Here is a 19,912-nt window from a genome sequence, read left to right as displayed (position 1 = left end):
GGCAGGACGTCCAAGTCACGCGGCCCCCACCCCGGGTCCGGGAGGGAGGCCGCAGGGTGGGCCGGTCAGGCGGCGGCGGGCTGCACCTTCGGACGGATCAGCAGCATGACGGCCAGCAGGGCCAGCAGGACGCTGCCGCTCAGGATGTACGGCGCGGCGTGGCTGACCGTCTGGTACAGCCCGGTGCTGATGAGCGGGCCGGCCATGCGCCCCAGGGCCAGGGCGCTGCTGTTCAGCCCCGCGACGGTGCCCTGGAGGTCCTCGCCGGCCGAGAGGCTCAGGCCCGCGCTGAGGCTGGGGCTCAGGATGGCGCTGCCGACGCCCACGACCGCCAGGGCCAGCGTGATCGGCCAGAACGCCTGGCCGGCGGGCACGAGCAGCATGCCCACGCCCATGATCAGCAGGCCCGCCGAGACGAGCGGGGTGGTGGGGAGTTTCTTGGCCAGGGGCCGGATCGCGCCGCCCTGCACGAGCGCGGCCACGAAGCCGAACAGGGTCAGCATGATGCCCACGGTGCGCGCCGCGCCCTCGGGCGTCAGGCGCAGGGTGTCCTGCACGTAGAAGCCGATGGTCTGCTCCATGCCCACGCTCGCCAGGGTGGACAGGGCGCTGACGGCCAGCAGCAGCAGCACGGTGGGCTGGGAGAGCAGCGCGCGGCGGCTGCCCTTCGCGGCGACCTTGGCGCCGCTCACGCGGGTTTCGGGCAGGGTGCGCCACGCGACGAGCGCGGTGATCAGGCCCAGCGCGGCGCTGAAGAACACCGGCGCGGTCAGGCTGATGCCGCTCAGGGCGGCGCCGATGGCCGGGCCGAACACGACGCCCAACCCGAACGCTGCGCCGATCAGGCCCAGGCTGGCGGCGCGGTCCTTGGCGCTGCTCAGGTCGGCCATCATGGCCTGCGCGGTGGGCAGCGTGGCGCTGGAGAGCATCCCGCCGATCACGCGCGAGGCGACCAGCAGGACGAACAGCAGGGTGCCGCCCAGGGCGCCATTCAGGCCCGCCTGGGCCAGCACGCCGAACAGCCCGAAGCTGATCGAGAAGCCCACGAGGCCCATCAGCAGGACGGGCTTACGGCCCACGCGTTCGCTGCGGCCCCCCCAGATGGGCGAGAAGATGAACTGCATCAGCGAGTAGCCGGTGGAGAACCAGCCGGTCTGCGTCTCAGTGAGGCCGAGCTGGCGGCCCAGCGGGGCGATGATCGGAAACAGGACGCTCAGGCCCAGCATGGCAATGAAGATGGTCAGGAACAGGATCAGCTTGGTTCGCCCGGTGGTGGCCGGGGCGGGGGAGGGGGCGGCGGACGACATGCCCGGAAGTATACGCCCGCACCCTGACCGATCGGTCAGGACAGAACGGTAAGTCCTGACGGTGGTGCGTGAACCGGCGCCCATGTGGCCTGATGTCTGCACAGGGCGTGGCCGGCGCTTCGGATCAGTGCCGTACCGGCGTCCGGTGCTCATCTGCCTCCAGTGTGCTCGCCCGGCTGAGTCTGTCTAACCGGCTTCCACGCGTTCCACGGTGCCAGGGGATATCCAAAGGCCTCGTGAGAAGGTTAGGATTCCGTGAACCGCTTCCAGTTTTAACTTTGTTCAGTGGAACGTCAGAATGCCGTGCCGGGTCATCCGCCCCGGGCCGTAACTGATTTCTCCCTGACTGGGACGGTGAAATTGTCGGTGTCACCCCATTGTCAGCAGGCCCGGTTGCCTCTATACTGTCGGTTGAGCAACCAGAATAATCACCCGTTGCGGACGCTCAGCCGCGCGGACTCCGGGCGCCTCCCTGCCGTGGAAGGCCGATGGAATCAAAGTTGATCCCTCGAAATGGAAGCGATTCACAGTCGCGCCATGTAAGGAGACCTATGAAAAAAGCTCTGACCATTCTGTCTCTCGCGCTGCTCGGCCAGGCCAGCGCCGCCACCATCACCGTCTGGACGCACTTCGGTGACAGCGAACTGGCGTGGCTGCGCTCGCAGGCCGCCGACTTCAAGGCGAAGACCGGCAACACCGTGAACATCGTCAGCGTGCCCTTCGGCGAGATGACCGACAAGTTCATCCAGAGCGCCCCCAAGGGCCAGGGCCCCGACCTGCTGACCACCCAGCCCCACGACCGCCTCGGTCAGCTGGCCGCTGCGGGCGTCATCGAGCCCATGGACAAGTACGTCACCAGCCGCACCGACCTGGACAAGACCGCCCTGAACGCCATGACCTACCAGGGCAAGCTCTTCGGCATCCCCATGTTCGCCGAAGCGGTCGCCGTCGTGTACAACAAGGCCCTGGTGCCCACCGCCCCCACCACCTGGAGCGCCTTCCTGGCCGCCGCCCAGAAGAACACCGGCAGCGGCAAGTTCGGTTACCTCGCTGACCTGAGCAACGCCTACATGCAGTACGGCATCATCAGCGCCTACGGCGGCTACGTCTTCAAGAACAACGGCGGCACCCTGAACGTCAAGGACGTGGGTCTCGCCAACGCCGGCGCCGACAAGGCCAGCGCGTTCCTGAACGACCTGCGCTACAAGTACAACCTCGTGCCCGAGGGCGTCAACGGCGACGCCGCCAAGAGCGCCTTCGTGCAGGGCCGCCTCGGCATGTTCCTCACCGGTCCCTGGGACATGGGCGACATCAAGAAGGCCAACATCAACTACGGCATCATCCCCTTCCCGACCCCTCCCGGCGCCACCGGCAAGTGGAGCCCCTTCGTGGGCGTGCAGGGCACCATGCTGAACTCCTACAGCAAGAACAAGGTGGCCGCCGCGCAGTTCGCCAAGCAGATCAGCTCCTCCGACGCCCAGGTCGCGTTCAACAAGGCCGGCGGCCGCATCCCCGCCAGCCTCAGCGCCCGCACCAAGCTCAAGGCCGACCCGGTCGTGCAGGGCTTCGGCAAGACCATCAGCATGGGCACCCCCATGCCCAACGTGCCCCAGATGGGCGCCGTGTGGGGCCCCTGGAGCAACGCCATCGCGCAGAGCGTCCAGAAGTCCGGCCAGAACTACGGCCAGATCCTCGACAAGGCCGTCCAGGAAATCAACAGCAACATCAAGTAACCCGCCTGGAGGTGGGGCGAGCATGACCACAACCTCGCTCCACCCGGGCCACTCAGGACGCGGAGGGACGGTGCGCCGGACAAGGCGTATCGTCCACCCGCGTCCTGACTGTCGTGGCGTTCCCGGCCGCCGGGCCGCCGCTGGAGCCGCGCCCCGTCAGATGTCTTGATGAGCACCCTCGCTGCCCCCGTGGCAGCGGCGTTACCTTACTGCGAACTGATTTCACCCCGGACGTGCCCGGCGCACCTGCACCCGACCCACGTCCGCCTGGAGGCCCCCACGAGATGACCACCCTGTCCCCACCCCGCTCCCGCGCGACCGTGCCCCCCCAGGGCTCACGCGGCATCCTGCTGGCCCTGCTGATCCTGGCCGCCCTGATGGGCGCGTCCGTCCTGATCGGCTGGCTGCTGTCCACCCTGGCCGCGCAGGTCGTGCCCGGCGCCCCCGCCTACCTGCTACTGGTGTTCACCGTGGTATCCCTGTTGGTCCTGGCGCCGCTGACCCACCGCGCCTTCCCGTGGATCACGAACTGGTTCTACCTGCTGCCCGCGCTGGTGTTCATCCTGGCGTTCACGGTGCTGCCGGTCGTGCTGACCGTGAACTACGCCTTCACGAACTACAGCGGGCAGAACAGCGGCAACCCGGACAGCGCCGCCCGGCAGGACGCCACCCTGAGCAGCGACCGCCGCACCGTCACCCTGGGCGGCCTGAGCGGCAGCGCGCAGGAATACCTGAACTGCGCCGCCGCCAACTGCGCCGGGGCGACCCTGGTGCTGTACGACGAGGACGCCAGCGTCCCGTACCGCGTGAAGGTCGCCTCCGCGCAGGGGAACGCCTTCACGCTGGCCGCGCCCACCCCCGAGAGCGTGCAGGTCGCGCAGGCCACCCGCATCAACAAGATCAGCTACGTGGGCCTCGCGAACTTTCAGGAGATCTTCGGGAAGGCCAGCCGCGCCCTGTGGCCCGTGTTCCTGTGGACGGTCATCTTCGCGTTCAGCACCATCGTCCTGAACTCGGTCGCGGGCCTGATCCTGGGCATCCTGCTGTACAACAAGCGCCTCAAGGGCCGCAACGTGTACCGCACGCTGCTGTTCCTGCCCTGGGCGATCCCCACCGTGATCAGCGTGCAGATGTGGGTCGCGCTGTTCAACCAGCAGTTCGGCATCGTGAACAAGAGCCTGGGGCTGCTGGGCATCGTGGCGATTCCCTGGCTGAACGATCCGCTGTGGGCCAAGATCAGCATCCTGATGGTGAACCTGTGGCTGGGCTTCCCGTACATGATGACCGCCACCATCAGCGCCCTGAGCACCATCAACGACGACCTGTACGAGGCCGCCGAGATCGACGGCGCCAGCCGCTGGCAGCAGATCACCGGCATCACCCTGCCGCTGCTGCGTAACTCGTTCACGCCGATCCTGCTGTCGGGCTTCGCGTTCAACTTCAACAACTTCGGGATCATCTATCTGCTCACGGCCGGCGGTCCCGCCCAGGAAGGCCGCGAGAGCACCGCGCAGAGCACCGACATCCTGCTTTCGTGGGGGTACAACACGGCGTTCGTGTCGGCCGGCGGGCAGAACTTCGCGCTGGCCAGCGCCATCGCGCTGATCATCTTCTTCCTGACCCTGGCGATCAGCATCGTGAACTTCAAGGCCGCCGGCGTGTTCGAGGAGGCCCGCAAATGACCACCGCCCCCAACAACCTCCCACCCGGCGGGTATGTCCACCGCGAACCCTCCGCCCTGCGCAAGGCGCTGCCCTGGATCATCGGGGTCGTCGTCCTGGCATTGATCGGCTGGCTGGGCGCCGCGCTGGTCGACAGCCTGAAAGACAAGCAGAAGAGCTTCTCGATCTACTACGTCGACCGGGGCTGGGTGCGCTTCCTGCTGTTCCTGCTGGCCGCCAGCGGCGTGCTGGCCCTGACCAGCCTGCTGGGGCAGCGGATCGGTATGGCCCGCACGGGCCGCCGCATCAGCTACGCCGCCGTGCTGGGCGACCAGCTGACCCACCTGTTCCTGATCCTGGTCGTGCTGATCGCCATCTACCCGCTGTTCTACGTGCTGATCGCCGCGTTCGACCCGCGCAACAGCCTGTTCGCCTTCCCGGACTTCGGGAACCCGAACATCTTCTACAAGACCGGCCTGCTGCCCGACCTGAAGCAGCTGAACCTGGAGAACTTCGCCAAGCTGTTCGAGGGCGTCACCATCCCCGCGTGGCAGCTGCTGCTCGCCGTGATCGGCGGGGCCGCGCTGGCCGCCGTCCTGATCTCCCTGATCGTCAGCAAGGTCGGGCGTGACACCGACGCGCTGGCGAACGTGCGCGCCTGGGGTCTGCGCGTGCTGGTCGCCGCACTGGCCGTGCTCGTGATCTTCATGGGCCCGGCGCAGTTCACGGGCGGCAGCAACGAGAGCAAGTTCCTGCTCTCCGTGCGCAACACCCTGCTCGTGTCCGGCCTGACCGGCGTGCTGGCGATCCTGCTGTCCACCACTGCCGGGTACGCCATGGCGCGCCTGCGCTTCCCAGGCCGCTTCCAGATGCTGCTGTTCTTCATCTTCATCCAGATGTTCCCGGTGTTCCTGGCGCTCGTTGCGGTGTTCAAACTCCTGACCGACCTGGGCCTGGGGAACACCTTCGCCGGGCTGATCCTGGCGTACTCGGGCGGCGCGATCGCCTTCAACACCTGGATCTTCAAGGGGTACGTCGAGAGCCTCCCCGAGTCGCTGGAGGAAGCGGCGATGGTGGACGGCGCGACCCGCTGGCAGACCTTCACGCGCGTCGTGCTGCCCCTGTCGCGCGGCATGCTCGTGTTCATCTTCCTGAATCAGTTCATCGGCACGTACGCCGAGTTCATCCTGGCCAGCATCCTGATGACCGGCGTGGAGCACTGGACGGTCGGCGTGATGCTGCGCTCGTTCACCAGCGGCCAGTTCAGCACCAAGTGGGGCGTGTTCGCGGCCGCTGCCACGCTGGGCGCCCTGCCGATCGTGGGCCTGTTCTACGGGTTCCAGAACTTCTTCGTCGGCGGCGCCGTCGCCGGGGGCGTCAAGGAATAACCCCCTTCACGCCGCGGGCGCGGGAGGAGTACGGTGCACCTATGCGCCGACTCCTCCCGCTTCTGCTGGCGTTCAGCCTGACCAGTCTGGCCGGGGCGAACGAACGCCTGCCCGTCACCCAGGTGCGCTTCAGCGCGGACGGCGCGCAGGTGATGACCGTCGTCAGCGGCGAGCGGGATGGGAGCGGTTTCGGCACGGCGCAGGTGACCGTGCTGGACACCCGCAGTGGCCGCATCCGGTACGCGGCCACTCGCACGGACGACGCGACCCCACGCCGCGTCCTGAACGCCCTGCTGAACACGGCCGCCACGCGGAGCATGGTCGCTCCGTTCACCGCGCGCCCCCTGTCGGTGCCCCGGTACCAGCGGGTGTACCCGGTGCCCTACCCCCGCTGGCCGGACGGCGTGCGTGCCGGGCAGGTCGAGGTGACCCCCGTGCGCCTCTGGACCCGCACCGTACCTGTCCGGCTGGAGGTGCTGCGCCTCGCGGCCCGGTGCCCGTACCCGGAGATGCTGCCCCCGGGTGAGGTCCCTGCCGGAGTCCGGCTGACCGTGAACGGCCAGGAGGTCTGGCGTGACCGCACCCTGCCCGCCGCGCGCGCCTGCGCCACCCGCTACACGCTGGAGCGGGTGGACGTCCAGGGCAACCGCGCCCTCTTCACCCTGCGCGCCCTGACCCCCGGCTTCGAGGGCCCGGACGCGTTACTGGTGTTCGTCGCCGCATTGCTGCGGTAGACAGTTGAACGATGATGGTTGATGGAGAAGAGCTGTCCTCCATCAACCGTCAACTATTAACCATCAACTCAACGCGCCGGCGATCTCCTGCATGACCGAGCGCGCGGCGTTCAGTTCGTCCGCGTTGATGGTGTGGCCCAGGCCTGGGATGACGCGGGCATCCACGCGCGCGCCGCGGGCGCGGAGTTGCGCGGCCGTCTCCTCGAAGCGGGCGAGGGGAATGTGCCCGTCGCGCGGGTCGACGCCCATGAAGACGGGCGTGCCGGGGAAGGCGCTGCCCTGGTCCAGGGTGATCAGGCCGCCGCTGAAGGCGACCACCGCGCCGGGCTTACGTTCGGTGCGGCTGGCGTACTCCAGCGCGAGGCACGCGCCCTGGCTGAAGCCGCCCAGCACGACCCGCCCCTCGGGGATGCCGCGCGCGGCCAGTTCGCTCATCACGGCGTCCACGGTGCCCAGCGCGCGGTCCAGATGCGGCTGGTTCTGCTCGACCGGCGCCAGGAACGACAGGGGATACCAGGTGTTCCCCTCGGCCTGCGGGGCGAGGTACGTGAAGGCGCTCAGGTTGAAGTCGCGTTCCAGCGAGAGGATGTCGCGCGCCGTGCCGCCCCGCCCGTGCAGCAGGACCATCGCCACGCGCGCGTCGTCCAGCGGGCGGCCCGCGGTGAAGACCTGCACGCCCGTGCCCTCGTCCTCGGGGGTCGCCTCGGTTGCTGGTGCTGTGGCGCCGAGGTCGCGCTGGCCGATGATCACGCCGTACTCGCGGCTGACGATGCGCGGCACGTGGGCCTCGATCTGCGCCCGCTGACCCTCGAACCACGCGGGGAGCTTGAGGTGCCTGCCCAGTTCCGCCACGGGCTCGTCGTCGGGGAAGCCGGGCGCGTCGGTGGCGATCTCGAACAGCACGCCGTTCGGTTCACGGAAGTAGATCGAGTGGAAGTACTGGCGGTCCTGCACGGGCGTGGGGCGGTACCCGGCGCCGGTCAGGCTGGCCATGTACGCCTCCTGCTCGGCGTCGTCGCGGGTGCGCAGCGCCACGTGGTGAATGCTGCCCGCCCCGAAGTGCCCGCGCGGTTTGCCGGGCCGTTCCACGGCGTCCACGAACAGGCCCACGCCGTCGCCACTGCCCTGGAAGCGGGTGCGCACCCCTTCGGTATCGGATTCGCTGCCGACCTCGGTGAAGCCCAGCTGTCCCACCAGCAGCTGCCGCACGGCGTCGGTGTCGCGCACCCAGGCGGTCACCGAGTGGAAGCCCCGCAGTTCGTGCGTGGCGTCCACCGGGGAGGCGGGCCAGGGCTGCACGGCCTGCCCGTCCTCGAACACCAGTTCCACCCAGGTGCCGTCCGGGTCCTCGAAGGTCAGGACCGGCTGCCCGAAGCGGGTGCCCCCGGTGACGGTCAGCGCGTGCGCGGCCAGCCGCTCCTGCCAGTAGCCCAGCGAGTCGGCGGGGGCGCTGTATGCGGTGGCGACGACTTCACCGTTGCCCCGCTCGCCGCGCTTGGCGCCGGGCCAGGGGAAGTGGGTCATGATCGTGCCGGGCTGCCCGGTGTGGTCGCCGTAGTAGAAGTGGTACGTGCCAGGGTCGTCGAAGTTCACGGTGACCTTCACCAGCCGCTGGCCCAGCACCTGGGTGTAGAAGTCGAGGTTGCGCTGCGGGTCGCTGGCCATGACGGTGACGTGGTGCAGACCCTGGACGGGGCTGGTGCCGGGAGCGGGTGAGAAGGTCGTCATGCCTCCATATTACTTAACATTAAACTATTAATTGAGACTATGATCACAAAAATGGGAGAGGTGGGATTCGCCCCCAACCTCTCCCTGTTGCCCACTGCCGTTCAGCCGAGCAGGCCCCGCCACCCGGCCCGGCGCTGCGGGAAGCGCGCTGCCTGCACCTGCGCCGCGAACTCCTCCAGCGTCTCGTGCAGCGCCCGCGCCTCACGCACCAGCGCGCCCGTCACTGCCTGCACCTGACCGTCCCGCTCGGATTCCCAGTGGCTCAGCACCCGCTCGTTCAACCGCGCGTGGTCCGGACTCGTCACGTCACGCGGCGGGGCCAGCCGGTCGCGCGCCGCCTCCAGGTACGTGACCAGATCGGTCGCGCGGGCCACCTCGTGCCACGTGCCACCCGCCTTTAGCGCCGAGACGCGCGCCGTGAGCCGCTCCCGCTCCAGCACCCCACGCGCCCGCTCGCGGCCCTGGATGAGCGCCGCACCCGCCGCCATCCCCACCAGCGCCAGCGTAAACACCAGCAGCGACCAGTGCTCCGGCGTGGTCGGCCCGTCCGGCGCGGCGCTCAGGTCCGTCAGCTGGCCCTGCTGCGCAGCGTTCGCGGCGATCTCCTGCGTGGTCCGCAGGATGCCGTCCCAGTTCAGGAACCCCTCCACCCCCAGGTACAGCAGCGTCACCGCCACGATGCCCAGCACGTAGTTCGCGGGGCGGCTCATGCCGGGCGTACTGGCGGCCAGCTTCGCGCGGTACGACAGTTCGTCCACCAGCCACAGCAGCAGCACGCTGAACATCACGCCCGCCGTCAGCGCGATCAGCGTCAGGTACAGCCGGGACTCCGGGTTGAACAGCAGATTGATGCTCACGCCGCTGATCAGCCCCACGAAGAACTTGCTGAATACCGCGAAGGCATTGAACACCCGCTTGCTGCCGCTCTTCTGCTCGGGCGGCCGCACCGCGTGACCCTCGGCCGCCAGCTGGGCCAGCGCCTGCTGCGTGTAGAAGTCCTCGGCGGTCACCGTGTCGGGGCGCACGCCCGCCTGCGCCAGCGCCTCGAAGCGCGCCGCGCGGGCCTGCTCGATCGCCTCGGTCGCCTGCTCGTAGGCGCGCTCCACGCCGCTGCTCGCCGCGTTCATGAAGTTCAGGTGCTCCTGCTGCCGCGCCCAGGACGTGCGCACACCCACGCCCGTCTCGGCCAGCACGCGGTTCAGGGTCGTGCGGGCCAGCTCGAAGTTCACGCGGTACTGCTCCACGTTCAGCCGCAGCAGCCGCGAGCGCGACGTCAGCGCCGCCCGGGCCGCCTCGTCCCGCACGAGTTGCAGTTCGCCGCTCAGGTCCCCCAGCAGCTCACCGAAGTGCGCTGGGGTCAGCACCGGCATGAACGCCTCGGCCGCCAGCGGATCGGGGACGGGCAGCGCGGCCTCGTAGAGCGCCGGATCGAACGGCTCTTCGGCAGGGGACGTGACGGGTGCCACCTCCGCCTCGACGGGCGGCTCCTCGGGGAAGGGCGGCACGATCACCTGCTGCGTGTCCGCACGCCGCTCGCGCGCGCCGTCCTCGAACTCGAGGTTCACGGTGCTCAGGTCCGGCCCACTGAGGGTCACGCGCGACAGGGGGCGCACTTCGGTGTCCGCCGGGCTGTCCGGCGTACGCTCGCTCATCGCCTGGCCGCCTTCACCTGCGCCGCGAACGTCGGGTACACGTTCGACAGGTCGTACGCGCCCGCCAGCAGCACCCGCTTGTCGGCGGAACTGCCGCCCAGCGCCTTCACGAACGAGTCCCGGACGGACACGCCCCCCGCGCCCGCCTCGGGGCTCAGGCCCGCGACGAACAGCAGCCGGGTGTCCTTCGCGCCCAGGAAGCCCTTCACCGCCGCGCCCAGCGACGCGCGCTTCGGGTCGTCCAGCAGCGCGCCGTCCGTGAACAGCACCGTCACGTCCCCCACACCTTTCGTCTGCGCGCCCCGCTTCACGGCCTGCTGCACGCCCGCCGTGATGGCGCTGCCCTTCCCGGTGCAGGGCTTCGTGAGGGCCGCCGTGTAGCGCAGGATGTCGGCCTTGCCCAGCCGCGCGCCGTTCTTCGACTGAAATTTGAAGTCCGCGACGGTCTGCACGCCGTCGCAGATGCGCAGCAGCGTCAAGGTGTCTCCGGAGCGCAGCTGGTTTAGCAGGACGCTCTGCGAGAGCAGCCGCGCCTGATCCGCGTACTTGAACGCCGGGTTCTTGCTGCTGCCGGTCATGTCCACCGCGACCGTCAGGTGCAGCGGCGGCGTGGACAGCCCCAGCAGGGTCGAGGCGCTCATCGGCGCGGGCAGCAGCGTGGACAGGAGGGCGGGAACAATCATTGGGAAGGGCATGGTCACCTCGGGAGTCTGGAAGGGGGAAGAGGGGGCTCAGGGTGCGGGCGGCGCGGGGTTGCGGGGGTTCAGGCCCGGCAGCGGCACCGCCACCCCACCCACGGTCGTGATGCCCGGCGGCACCGGGACGCTCGTGCGTTCGTGCGGCAGGTCGCGCAGCAGCCCAACCTCACGGCAGGCCGCCTGATCGCGGTAGAGGTTCACGGGTACGCTCTGCCGCCCGTCCGGGTCGCCGATCCACACGGCCATCGCGTACTGCGGCGTCACGGCGGCGCACCACGTGTCGTTCACGTCGTCGGTCGTGCCGGACTTCGCGCCCAGCGGCATGCCCTTGCCGGACAGCCGCTGCCAGACGGTGGGGCGCAGGAACTTCACGTGCCCCGCGTTCGACGTCACCGCGCCGGTCAGCAGGTCGAAGGTCTCGTAGGCGACCACCTCGTCCCACAGCGGCGCGCAGTCCGGGCGCGGCAGGGACAGGGGCCGCCCGGCGCGGTCGTACACCTCGGCCAGCAGGTGCGGCTCGCAGCGCGTCCCGCCGTTCGCGAACGACGCGTACGCAGCGGCCACGTCCAGCGGCGCGGCGCGGTACGTGCCCAGCGACACGCTCGACGTGTTCCCCGCGTCCGCGCGGTACCCCAGCGCGTCCAGCGTGCGCCGCAGCGCCTTCTCGCGGGGCGTACCCACCTGCACCGCCACGGTGTTCAGACTGCGGGCGTTCGCCTCGCGCACCGTCACCGCGCGGTTCAGGAACTCACCCGAGTTGTTCCGGATGGCCTGCCCGGCGTACCCCGTCGCGCCGTCGCGGAAGGCCGTCAGCTGCGTCACGCCGTCCCCGAACGCCAGGGAGTACAGCAGAGGCTTCACGGTACTCGCCACCGGCCGCAGCGCCGACGCCGCCCACTGCCGCCCCGGATCACTGCTGAGGCTCCCGCCCGTGCTGCTCGCCAGCGCCACGATCCCGCCGCCGCGCACGTCCACGACCGCCGCGCCCTCGGCCACCCCGGCGGCGCGCGGGCCGGTCGCGCCCTCGCCCTGCACCCGCTGCGTCAGGGCAGCCTGCGCCTGCGCGTCAATGGTCAGCACCACGCGCCCCACCCGCTTGGGATCCACGCCCGCCCGCCGCAGCTCGCGTCGCACGAGCTCCTGCATGGCCCACACAGGTTCCGGTTCGTTCGCGTACTCCGGATTGCGGGCCGCCGCCACCACCCGCAGGTCCGCACCCGACCCCGCGTACTCCACCCGCCACAACCTCGGCTGCACCGGCGTGGCGGCCGCCTGCGCGTACGCCCCGTCCGAGATCAGCCCGTGCGAGCGCAGGATGTTCAGCGTCACCAGCTGCTGCGCGCGCATCCAGCGGAAGCGCGCCGTGGCCGTCTCCGGCGGCGTGTCCTCCTGCACCAGATATCGCCCCGGCGCGGGCAGCAGCCCCACCAGGAACGCACTCTGCGCCAGGGTCAGGTCCGCCGGTTCCACCCCGAACACCGCTCTGGACGCGTCGTACACGCCCTTACGCTGCCCGATCCCGATCCACGGAAGGCTGTTCACGCTCATGGCCAGCACCTCACGCCGACCGTAGCGCCACGTCACCAGCGGCGCCAGCACGAACTCCGTGGCCTTGCGCGTCACCGTCAGCAGCGGTCCACGGCGGTCCGTGTCGTAATCGAAATGGCCGGCCAGCACGCTGTTCTTCAGCAGCTGCATGGTGATCGTGCTGCCACCCGCGCCACTGAGCATGGCGCGCGGCAGGCGTCCCAGATCCACCCCAGGATGCGAGAAGAAGCGCACGTCCTCCTTCGCCACGTACGCCAGCAGGAACGCCTCACTGACGCCCGTCAGCGGCACGCTCAGCGACTCCCGGCACGGCACCGCGTTCACCGCGTTCCCCTCGCGGCAGTGATCGATCACCCCCAGCGGCGCGCCCCGCCGGTCCTGCACCTCGATGGGCAGCAGTTCCGAGCGCAGGTTCCACACCCGCCCCAGCGCCCCGGTACTCAGCGCGCCCGCCATGCCCAGCCCCAGCATGCCCAGCGTCAGCAGACCCACACCCGCGCCCGCCGCCCGCAGCGCCCGCCGCAACGTCCACGGCTCGGGCCGCCGCACGAACGGCGTGCGCGGCCAGCGGTTCCACCAGCCCAGCACCGACTTTTTAAACTGCCGCGTCACTCAGCGCACCACGTCCAGCACGCCCGCCGCCGCCGACCGGAACTGCCAGTCGCGCGCCACGGCGTTCCACAGGCCCGACAGGCCCACGACCAGCACCAGCAGCGCCCCCAGGCCCGCCAGGGCCGTCACCGCGCCCGCCCACGACGAACGCGGCCTGCGCGGACGGGCCGGACGCGGGGCCTTCTCCTTCGGCACGCGCGGCGCACGCGGAGCGGACACCGGCGCGGACGGCAGACCCGACGAGTACGGCCGGGGCTTACGCACGAAACTCATTCCAGCAGGATAGGCGAGACCCATGAGGCGTGCATCCCACCAAAGAACGATCAAACGGGCGTGAAAGCCGGCAGGATGAACTGCTAGATCTGGTCGATCCCATGATTTGTGAGGAGCGGAAAGGGGCGGGCGCGTGCAGGAGGGCGGGCCGGCGGCGGCGAGCGAACCGACCGGCGGTTGTCCAGCCACCCGGAACTCCGTGAGCCGCGTGCGCCTACACTCGGCGCATGACCACTGCTGCCGTCCTGACGCAGGCTGACCTGCGTGCCCAGTTTCCGCAACTCCAGTCGGGCCGCGCGTACCTCGACAATGCCGCCGGGGGCCTGATTCCCACCCGCGCCATCCAGGCGGTCACGGAGCACCTGACGCGCTACGGCGCCACGAACGCCATGCCGGGGCACCGGCCCGGGGCGGAGATCCTGGCCCTGAAGTACCGGGCGCGCGAGGCGACCGCGCTGTTCATGAACGCGCATCCCGAAGACGTGGCGCTGGCCCAGAGCGCCACGGCCCTGACCTTCCGGCTCGCGGCGGCGTTCGCCCGCCTGTGGGGTGAGGGGGACGAGGTGATCCTGAGCGGGCTGGAGCACGAGAGCAACGCCAGCCCCTGGCGGGAACTGGAGCGGCGGGGCGTGACCGTGAAGGTCTGGCACGCCCGCCAGCCGGACATGACGCTGCACCCCGACGATCTGGCGGCGCTGCTGTCCCCCCGGACGCGGCTGGTGGCGGTCACGGCGGCCAGCAACGCGCTGGGCGTGACGCCCGACATTCCCGCCATCACGGCGCAGGTGCGCGCGGCGGGCGCGTGGAGCATCGTGGACGCCGTACACGCCGCGCCGCACGCGTTCCCGGACGTGCAGGCCTGGGGCGCGGACTTCGTGACGTTCAGCCCGTACAAGGTCTGGGCGCCGCACCTGGGGGCCATGTGGCTGCGTCCGGAGCTGCGCGCCACGCTGCCCTGGCCGAAACTGGAGTTCGTGTCGCAGGGCGACATCACGGGCATCGAGCACGGCACGCCGCAGTTCGAGCTACTCGCCGGGTGGCTGGGCACCCTGGACTACCTGCGTGAGCTGGGCGGACACGCGGAACTGACCCGCGCGGCGCTGGAGGCCGCCTCCCAGCGCATTCACGAACTTGAGGCGCCGGTCATGGCCCGGCTGGTGGGGGGCCTGCTCGCGCACGACCTCGTGACCGTGTACGGCCCGCAGGGCACCCAGGGTCGCGTGGGCACCGTCGCGTTCCGCGTGGCCGGGGAGAGTCCCGAGCAGACCGCGCTGCGCCTCACCGCCGCCGGGGTGGACGTGGCCGCCGGGCACTTCTACGCCGTGCAGCCCCTCAAGGACCTGGGCCTGTACCCGCAGGGCGTCGTGCGGGCCAGCATCGCGCACTACACGACGCTGGACGACATCGAACGGATGCTCGCGGCGCTCGGGTAAAAGGAGACAGATGAAGGGTGATGGTTGATAGAGGGGGTTCTCCATCAACCATCACCCTTCTCCTATCAACTGAGCACGCTGTTCAGTTCGTTGCGGAAGTCCCGCGCGGCGTCCACGCTGGCGCGAATGTCGAGCCCGCTGGCGTACTGCACGCCCCGGCTGGCGCTGGCGAGCGCGCCGGTGCCGCCCGGATCGAAGGCCGGGGCGAGTTGCGCGGCGGTCGCGCCCTGCGCGCCCAGGCCCGGCAGGAGCAGCAGCGCGCGCGGCATCCGGGCGCGGAAGGCGGCCAGATCGCCGGGGTGCGTGGCCCCCACGACCGCGCCGACGCTGGCGTACTCCGCGTCTTCCTGGGCGTTCAGGCGCGTGATCTCGTCCGCCACGCGCTCGCTGATCCCGCCCCCTTGCAGGTCGGCCTGCCCGGGGTTGCTGGTCTTCACGAGCACGAACACCGCGCCGCCGTTCGCGCGGGCCGTATCCACGAACGGCGTGAGGGTCTCGAACCCCAGGAACGGGTTCACGGTGAGGGCCGCGCCCGCGTGCCGCCCGGTGAGCCAGCCCTGCGCGTACGCCTGCGCGGTGCTGCCGATGTCACCGCGCTTGGCATCCAGCAGGACCGGCAGGCCCAGCGTGCGGGCCGCCGCGCAGACCTCCTCCAGGACGCGCAGGCCGCCCAGGCCCAGCGCCTCGTAGAAGGCCAGCTGCGGTTTCACGCACGCGGCGTAGGGAGCCACGGCCTCCAGCACGTCCAGGGTGTGCTCGCGCAGATGCGCCGCGTCCCGGTAGGCGTCCAGGCGGGGGTCCAGGCCCACGCACAGGCGGGTCTGGAGGGCTCGGGTGCGGTCGGTCACGGCCTGCGCAAACGTCATCGGGCCCGAGGGTAACACGCCCGCCCCCGCGCCCGGTGGGGGCCTGTCCGGGTGGCCGCAGCCACACGCTGCCTTCACAGATCAACGCGTCCCCACCAGCCGCGCATGCCGGACTCACGCGGCGCCCCTACGCTTGAGCTACCCACAATTCAGACCCGACCGGGTGAAGTCGGGACGGGCCGCCCCGCCAGCTGCGGGGCTTTTTCCTGCGTGCCAACTCCGCCGGCCTGCGGGGCTGGGCGCCGACCTTAAAGCCGGTATTCATAGATCGATTTCCCCTCAAGGGCAGCTTCAGGGGGCTTGAGGCGCGCGTCATGGAGGCCGGGGGAGAGGAGCGCAGACTGCTCCTATGAATCTCCTCCTGATCATGGCGGCCCTGACCCTCTTGATCATGCTCGTGGCCTTCGTCGCCATGACGCATGAGGACCGCGCCGTGCTGCGCGAGCAGGAGGAGCGGCCCTTCCGGGGGCTTCAGGCCGGGGACTGATCCCCACCCGCACATTCAAGAGTCCATCCATCCACAGGCCGCTGCCGGTGCCTCACCGCCGCAGCGGCGTTCCCTTGCGGGGCGCGGCCGGAAGGTATTACGCTCCCAGTAGAATGGCGGGTATGACTGCCGCCGCCCCCGACACCCTGGTGCTGATCGACGGCCACGCCCTGGCGTTCCGCTCGTACTTCGCCCTGCCGCCCCTCACGAACAAGCAGGGCGAGGCCACCAACGCCATCCTGGGGTTCCTGCGCCTCACGCTGCGCCTCGCCCGGCAGCGCAGCAATCAGGTCATCGTGGTGTTCGACCCGCCCGTGAAGACCTTCCGGCACGAGCAGTTCGACGGGTACAAGTCCGGCCGCGCCGAGACGCCCGCCGACCTGCCCGGCCAGATCAACCGCATCCGTGAGATCGTGGACGCCATCGGCTTCCCCCGCCTGGAAGAACCCGGTTACGAGGCGGACGACGTGATCGCCAGCCTCACCCGCAAGGCCGAGGGCACCGGCATGCAGGTGCGGATCGTGACGAGCGACCGCGACGCGTACCAGCTGCTCGACGACCACGTGCGCGTCATCACGAACGACTTCCGCCTGATCGGCCCGGCCGAGGTGCTCGAAAAGTACGGCGTGACCGTCGGGCAGTGGGTGGACTACCGCGCGCTGACCGGCGACGCCAGCGACAACATCCCCGGCGCCAAGGGCATCGGCCCGAAGACCGCCGCCAAGCTGCTTCAGGAGTACGGCACGCTGGAGGGCATCTACGCCGCCGCGAAGGCCGGCACCCTGAAACCCGACGGGACGCGCCAGAAACTCCTCGATTCCGAGGAGGCCGTGGAGTTCAGCCACCGGCTGTCCTGCATGGTCACGGACCTGCCGCTGGACGTGCAGCTCGGCGCGGGCCGCCTGCCGGGCAACCCGGACCGCCTGCACGAACTGCTGACCGAGCTGGACCTGCACTCCGTCAAGCGGGACGTGGCAGCCCTGGACGGCATCGAGAGTGTCCTGAGCGTCCCCGACGTTGTGAACGACAGCACCCACCGCGACGCGCCGCACGACGCCCCAGAAGCATCCGCCGTGCCCGCCGTCCCGGCCCTGACCATTCAGGAGGCCGCGTGGCGTACCCCCGCGCAGGGCGTCATCTGGGGCTACCGCCTGTCCCGCGAGGACGACCTGACCGCCGCCCTCGTGGACGCCGCCACCCTCGAACTCGACGGCACGACCGGCACCGTCCGCACCGCGCCCACCACCGAACCCGCCGAGTGGCGCAAGGCCGAGGTGTACGCCCAGCCCGGCGGCCTGTTCGACCCCCCCGACGAACCCGCCGCGCCCCTGACCAAGACCCAGCAGAAGGCCGCCGAGAAGGCCCGCAGGGAGCAGGAGAAGGCCGCCGCGAAACTCCGTGAGCAGTTCCCCGCCACGGTGGACGACGCACAGTTCGTCGCGCAGCGCACCGTCACCGCCGCCGCCGCCAAGGCCCTCGCCACGCACCTCAGCGTGCGCGGCACCAGCGTCGAACCCGGCGACGACCCCCTGCTGATGGCGTACCTGCTCGACCCCGCCAACACCACCATGAGCGCCGTGACCGGGCGGTACCTGAACGTCCCCTGGCCCGATGACGCCGCCGGCCGCGCCGCGATCACCGCGCAACTCCTCGACCTGCTGCCGCCCCTGCTGGACGACGCCCGCCGCACCCTCTACGACGACATGGAAAAACCCCTGTCCGCCGTCCTGGCCCGCATGGAAGTGCGCGGCGTGCGCCTGGACAGCGAGTACCTGCGCGGCCTGTCCGCCGCCACGGGTGCCCGCCTGAGCACCCTGGAAACCCAGATCCACTCGCTGGCCGGACGGGAATTCCAGATCCGCAGCCGCGACCAGCTCGAAGCCGTGCTGTACGACGAACTCGGCCTCGCCAGCGGCAAGAAGACCAAACTGACCGGCAAGCGCAGCACCGCCGTCGCCGCCCTCGAACCCCTGCGCGACGAGCACCCCATCATCCCCGCCCTGCTCGAGTACCGCGAACTGGAAAAACTACGCGGCACGTACCTCGACCCCCTCCCGAACCTCGTCAACCCCCGCACGGGCCGCCTGCACACCACCTTCGCGCAGGCCGCCGTCGCCACCGGGCGCCTGAGCAGCCTCAACCCCAACCTCCAGAACATCCCCATCCGCAGCGAGACCGGCCGCGAGATCCGCAAGGGCTTCATCGCCGACCCCGGCTACTGCCTGATCAGCGCCGACTACTCGCAGATCGAACTGCGGCTCCTAGCGCACATCGCCGACGATCCCCTCATGCAGCAGGCCTTCCAGGACGGCGCGGACATCCACCGCCGCACCGCCGCGCAGGTCCTCGGCCTGAACGAGGGCACCATCACCCCCGATCAGCGCCGCGCCGCCAAGACCGTGAATTTCGGCGTGCTGTACGGCATGAGCGCCCACCGTCTGAGTAACGACCTCGGCATTCCCTACGCGGACGCCGCCGGCTTCATCGAGACGTACTTCGCCACGTACCCCGGCATCCGCGCGTACATCGACCGCACCCTGGAATTCGGCCGCCAGCACGGCTACGTCGAGACCCTCTACGGCCGCCGCCGCTACGTCCCGGAACTCGTCGCCACCAACCGCACCCTGCGCGAGGCCGGGGAACGCCTCGCGTACAACATGCCCATCCAGGGCACCGCCGCCGACATCATCAAACTCGCCATGATCACCCTGGAACGCGAACTCCAGGGCACCGGCGCCCGCCTCCTGTTGCAGGTGCACGACGAACTGCTCCTCGAAGCCCCGGAGGACCGGGCCGAGGAGATCAGCGAGACCGTGCGCCGCATCATGGAAGGAGCGGCCAGCCTCACGGTGCCCCTCGCCGTTGAGGTCGGCGTCGGGCCGAACTGGTACGACACGAAGTAAGGGCGTGCGCTGGCCGCCTGTGAGGTGCCGGCTGCCCCGCCGGACGCAAGGTCAGCGCTGCGCCAGGGCCGGAGCAAACCGGGCCAGGGCCGCCTCCACGATCACCGGCCAGTGGTCCGGCCCGGGCTCGTGGCCCATATCCGGCACTTCCACCAGCCCCCCACGCACGGCGGCCGCGAAGCTCTGCCCCTCCCACGGCGGGCAGATGGTATCGCGCAGGCCCACCACATTCAGCGTCGGTACGCGCCAGCCCCGCGTGAAACGCGCCGGAGAACAGCTGACCCACTGCTCCGGCGTGAGCACCGCGTCGTAGTAGCGGCGCAGCCCCCGGTACCCGGTCGTCTCATACACGCGCCGCAGGTCGGTGGGCGCGCTGACGGCCACCACCCCATCCAGCGGGACGCCCACGCCCTGCCGAGCGGCCAGCAGGGCCATCAGGCCACCCATCGAGAAGCCCAGCAGCACCACCGACGAGGCGGGCACACGCGCCCGGACGTCTCCCAGGGCTGCCCGGAGATCAGCCGGATGACTGCGCCCGTAGTCGTCGCACCCCCCGGAACCGCGCCAGCCGCGCATCGAGAGGCTCACGACCGCCGCGCCCCGCGCCTGCAAGGCCTCAGCCGGCCGGACCATCGCGGCGGCGTCCTGCCCGTACCCGTGCAGCAGCACGAACAGCGGCGCGGCCTGAGGTTGCGGCCACACGTACCCACCGAGCCGGACCCCGTGCCCGCTCACCTCCAGCCGCTCCGCCCCGGCCAGGGGCGGGAGGGTCAGGCCAGGCACCATGACGGAACGCATGCTCCATCCTCCCTCATCGGGAGGACGGCGGGGGCGCGGCACCTCACCCTTCCTTGGCGATCAGGCGGCCCCGGTCTGTCACGGGCGTACC

Annotated in this window: 15 protein-coding genes; 7 read left to right on the top strand and 8 right to left on the bottom strand. The window is 70.3% G+C overall.

Features of this window, described 5'->3' with window-relative positions:
• Positions 1-65 precede the first annotated feature (65 nt).
• Positions 66-1,307: an MFS transporter gene (locus AUC44_RS09120; RefSeq protein WP_062158340.1), complete on the bottom strand. Its 1,242-nt coding sequence runs from the start codon at positions 1,305-1,307 to the stop codon at positions 66-68.
• Positions 1,308-1,858: 551 nt separating this feature from the next.
• Here AUC44_RS09120 and AUC44_RS09115 point away from each other — a divergent pair.
• The 4 genes from AUC44_RS09115 (at position 1,859) to AUC44_RS09100 (ending at position 6,823) form a co-directional block, all read left to right on the top strand.
• The gene (locus tag AUC44_RS09115) at positions 1,859-3,040 is read left to right on the top strand and encodes a sugar ABC transporter substrate-binding protein (RefSeq protein ID WP_062158339.1); all 1,182 of its coding nucleotides are present in this window, start codon (positions 1,859-1,861) and stop codon (positions 3,038-3,040) included.
• 284 nt (positions 3,041-3,324) lie between these two features.
• Positions 3,325-4,722, top strand: coding sequence for an ABC transporter permease subunit (locus AUC44_RS09110; protein ID WP_062158338.1), 1,398 nt, complete (start codon positions 3,325-3,327; stop codon positions 4,720-4,722).
• Entirely contained in the window at positions 4,719-6,089 is a 1,371-nt protein-coding gene (locus AUC44_RS09105) for a sugar ABC transporter permease (protein ID WP_062158337.1), read from the top strand. Before AUC44_RS09110 ends, AUC44_RS09105 begins: the two co-directional genes overlap by 4 nt.
• Positions 6,090-6,130: 41 nt before the next feature.
• Positions 6,131-6,823 (top strand): DUF2259 domain-containing protein, encoded by a 693-nt coding sequence (locus AUC44_RS09100; protein ID WP_062158336.1) that lies wholly within the window; start codon positions 6,131-6,133, stop codon positions 6,821-6,823.
• A 63-nt stretch (positions 6,824-6,886) separates the two neighbouring features.
• Here the strand turns inward: AUC44_RS09100 and AUC44_RS09095 are convergent, their stop codons facing one another.
• The 5 genes from AUC44_RS09095 to AUC44_RS09075 all read right to left on the bottom strand — a co-directional run bounded on the left by AUC44_RS09095 (position 6,887) and on the right by AUC44_RS09075 (position 13,334).
• A complete protein-coding gene (locus tag AUC44_RS09095) occupies positions 6,887-8,551 on the bottom strand; it encodes a VOC family protein (protein ID WP_062158335.1) in 1,665 nt (554 codons plus the stop codon).
• 101 nt (positions 8,552-8,652) lie between these two features.
• Complete coding sequence (locus AUC44_RS09090; RefSeq protein ID WP_231724401.1) at positions 8,653-10,203, bottom strand: hypothetical protein; 1,551 nt, start codon at positions 10,201-10,203, stop codon at positions 8,653-8,655.
• Positions 10,200-10,886, bottom strand: coding sequence for a VWA domain-containing protein (locus AUC44_RS09085; protein WP_231724400.1), 687 nt, complete (start codon positions 10,884-10,886; stop codon positions 10,200-10,202). Before AUC44_RS09085 ends, AUC44_RS09090 begins: the two co-directional genes overlap by 4 nt.
• A 48-nt stretch (positions 10,887-10,934) precedes the next feature.
• The gene (locus tag AUC44_RS09080) at positions 10,935-13,061 is read right to left on the bottom strand and encodes a transglycosylase domain-containing protein (RefSeq protein WP_231724399.1); all 2,127 of its coding nucleotides are present in this window, start codon (positions 13,059-13,061) and stop codon (positions 10,935-10,937) included.
• Positions 13,062-13,334 carry a hypothetical protein gene (locus tag AUC44_RS09075; protein ID WP_062158333.1) on the bottom strand — a complete coding sequence of 91 codons (273 nt, stop codon included), beginning with the start codon at positions 13,332-13,334 and terminating at the stop codon, positions 13,062-13,064.
• Positions 13,335-13,561: 227 nt separating this feature from the next.
• Here AUC44_RS09075 and AUC44_RS09070 point away from each other — a divergent pair, with 227 nt between their 5' ends.
• On the top strand, positions 13,562-14,767 hold the full coding sequence (locus AUC44_RS09070) for a cysteine desulfurase-like protein (RefSeq protein ID WP_062158332.1): 1,206 nt from the start codon (positions 13,562-13,564) through the stop codon (positions 14,765-14,767).
• Positions 14,768-14,832: 65 nt separating this feature from the next.
• On the opposite strand, the gene pyrF is transcribed toward AUC44_RS09070, so the two are convergent.
• Positions 14,833-15,633 (bottom strand): orotidine-5'-phosphate decarboxylase, encoded by an 801-nt coding sequence (gene pyrF / locus AUC44_RS09065; protein ID WP_062158331.1) that lies wholly within the window; start codon positions 15,631-15,633, stop codon positions 14,833-14,835.
• A gap of 349 nt (positions 15,634-15,982) precedes the next feature.
• On the opposite strand from pyrF, the gene AUC44_RS16490 reads away from it, so the two are divergent.
• Together AUC44_RS16490 and polA are read left to right on the top strand one after the other, a co-directional pair.
• Positions 15,983-16,120: a hypothetical protein gene (locus tag AUC44_RS16490; RefSeq protein WP_157445258.1), complete on the top strand. Its 138-nt coding sequence runs from the start codon at positions 15,983-15,985 to the stop codon at positions 16,118-16,120.
• Positions 16,121-16,242: 122 nt separating this feature from the next.
• Positions 16,243-19,023 (top strand): DNA polymerase I, encoded by a 2,781-nt coding sequence (gene polA, locus AUC44_RS09060; protein WP_062158330.1) that lies wholly within the window; start codon positions 16,243-16,245, stop codon positions 19,021-19,023.
• A gap of 51 nt (positions 19,024-19,074) precedes the next feature.
• On the opposite strand, the gene AUC44_RS09055 is transcribed toward polA, so the two are convergent.
• Positions 19,075-19,821, bottom strand: a complete 747-nt coding sequence (locus tag AUC44_RS09055) for an alpha/beta hydrolase family protein (RefSeq protein ID WP_082689012.1) — start codon at positions 19,819-19,821, stop codon at positions 19,075-19,077.
• Between the last annotated feature and the right edge of the window lie 91 nt (positions 19,822-19,912).

The sequence above is a fragment of the Deinococcus actinosclerus genome, from assembly GCF_001507665.1.
Classification (GTDB): domain Bacteria; phylum Deinococcota; class Deinococci; order Deinococcales; family Deinococcaceae; genus Deinococcus; species Deinococcus actinosclerus.
This window is presented reverse-complemented; position numbering and strand designations above follow the sequence as displayed.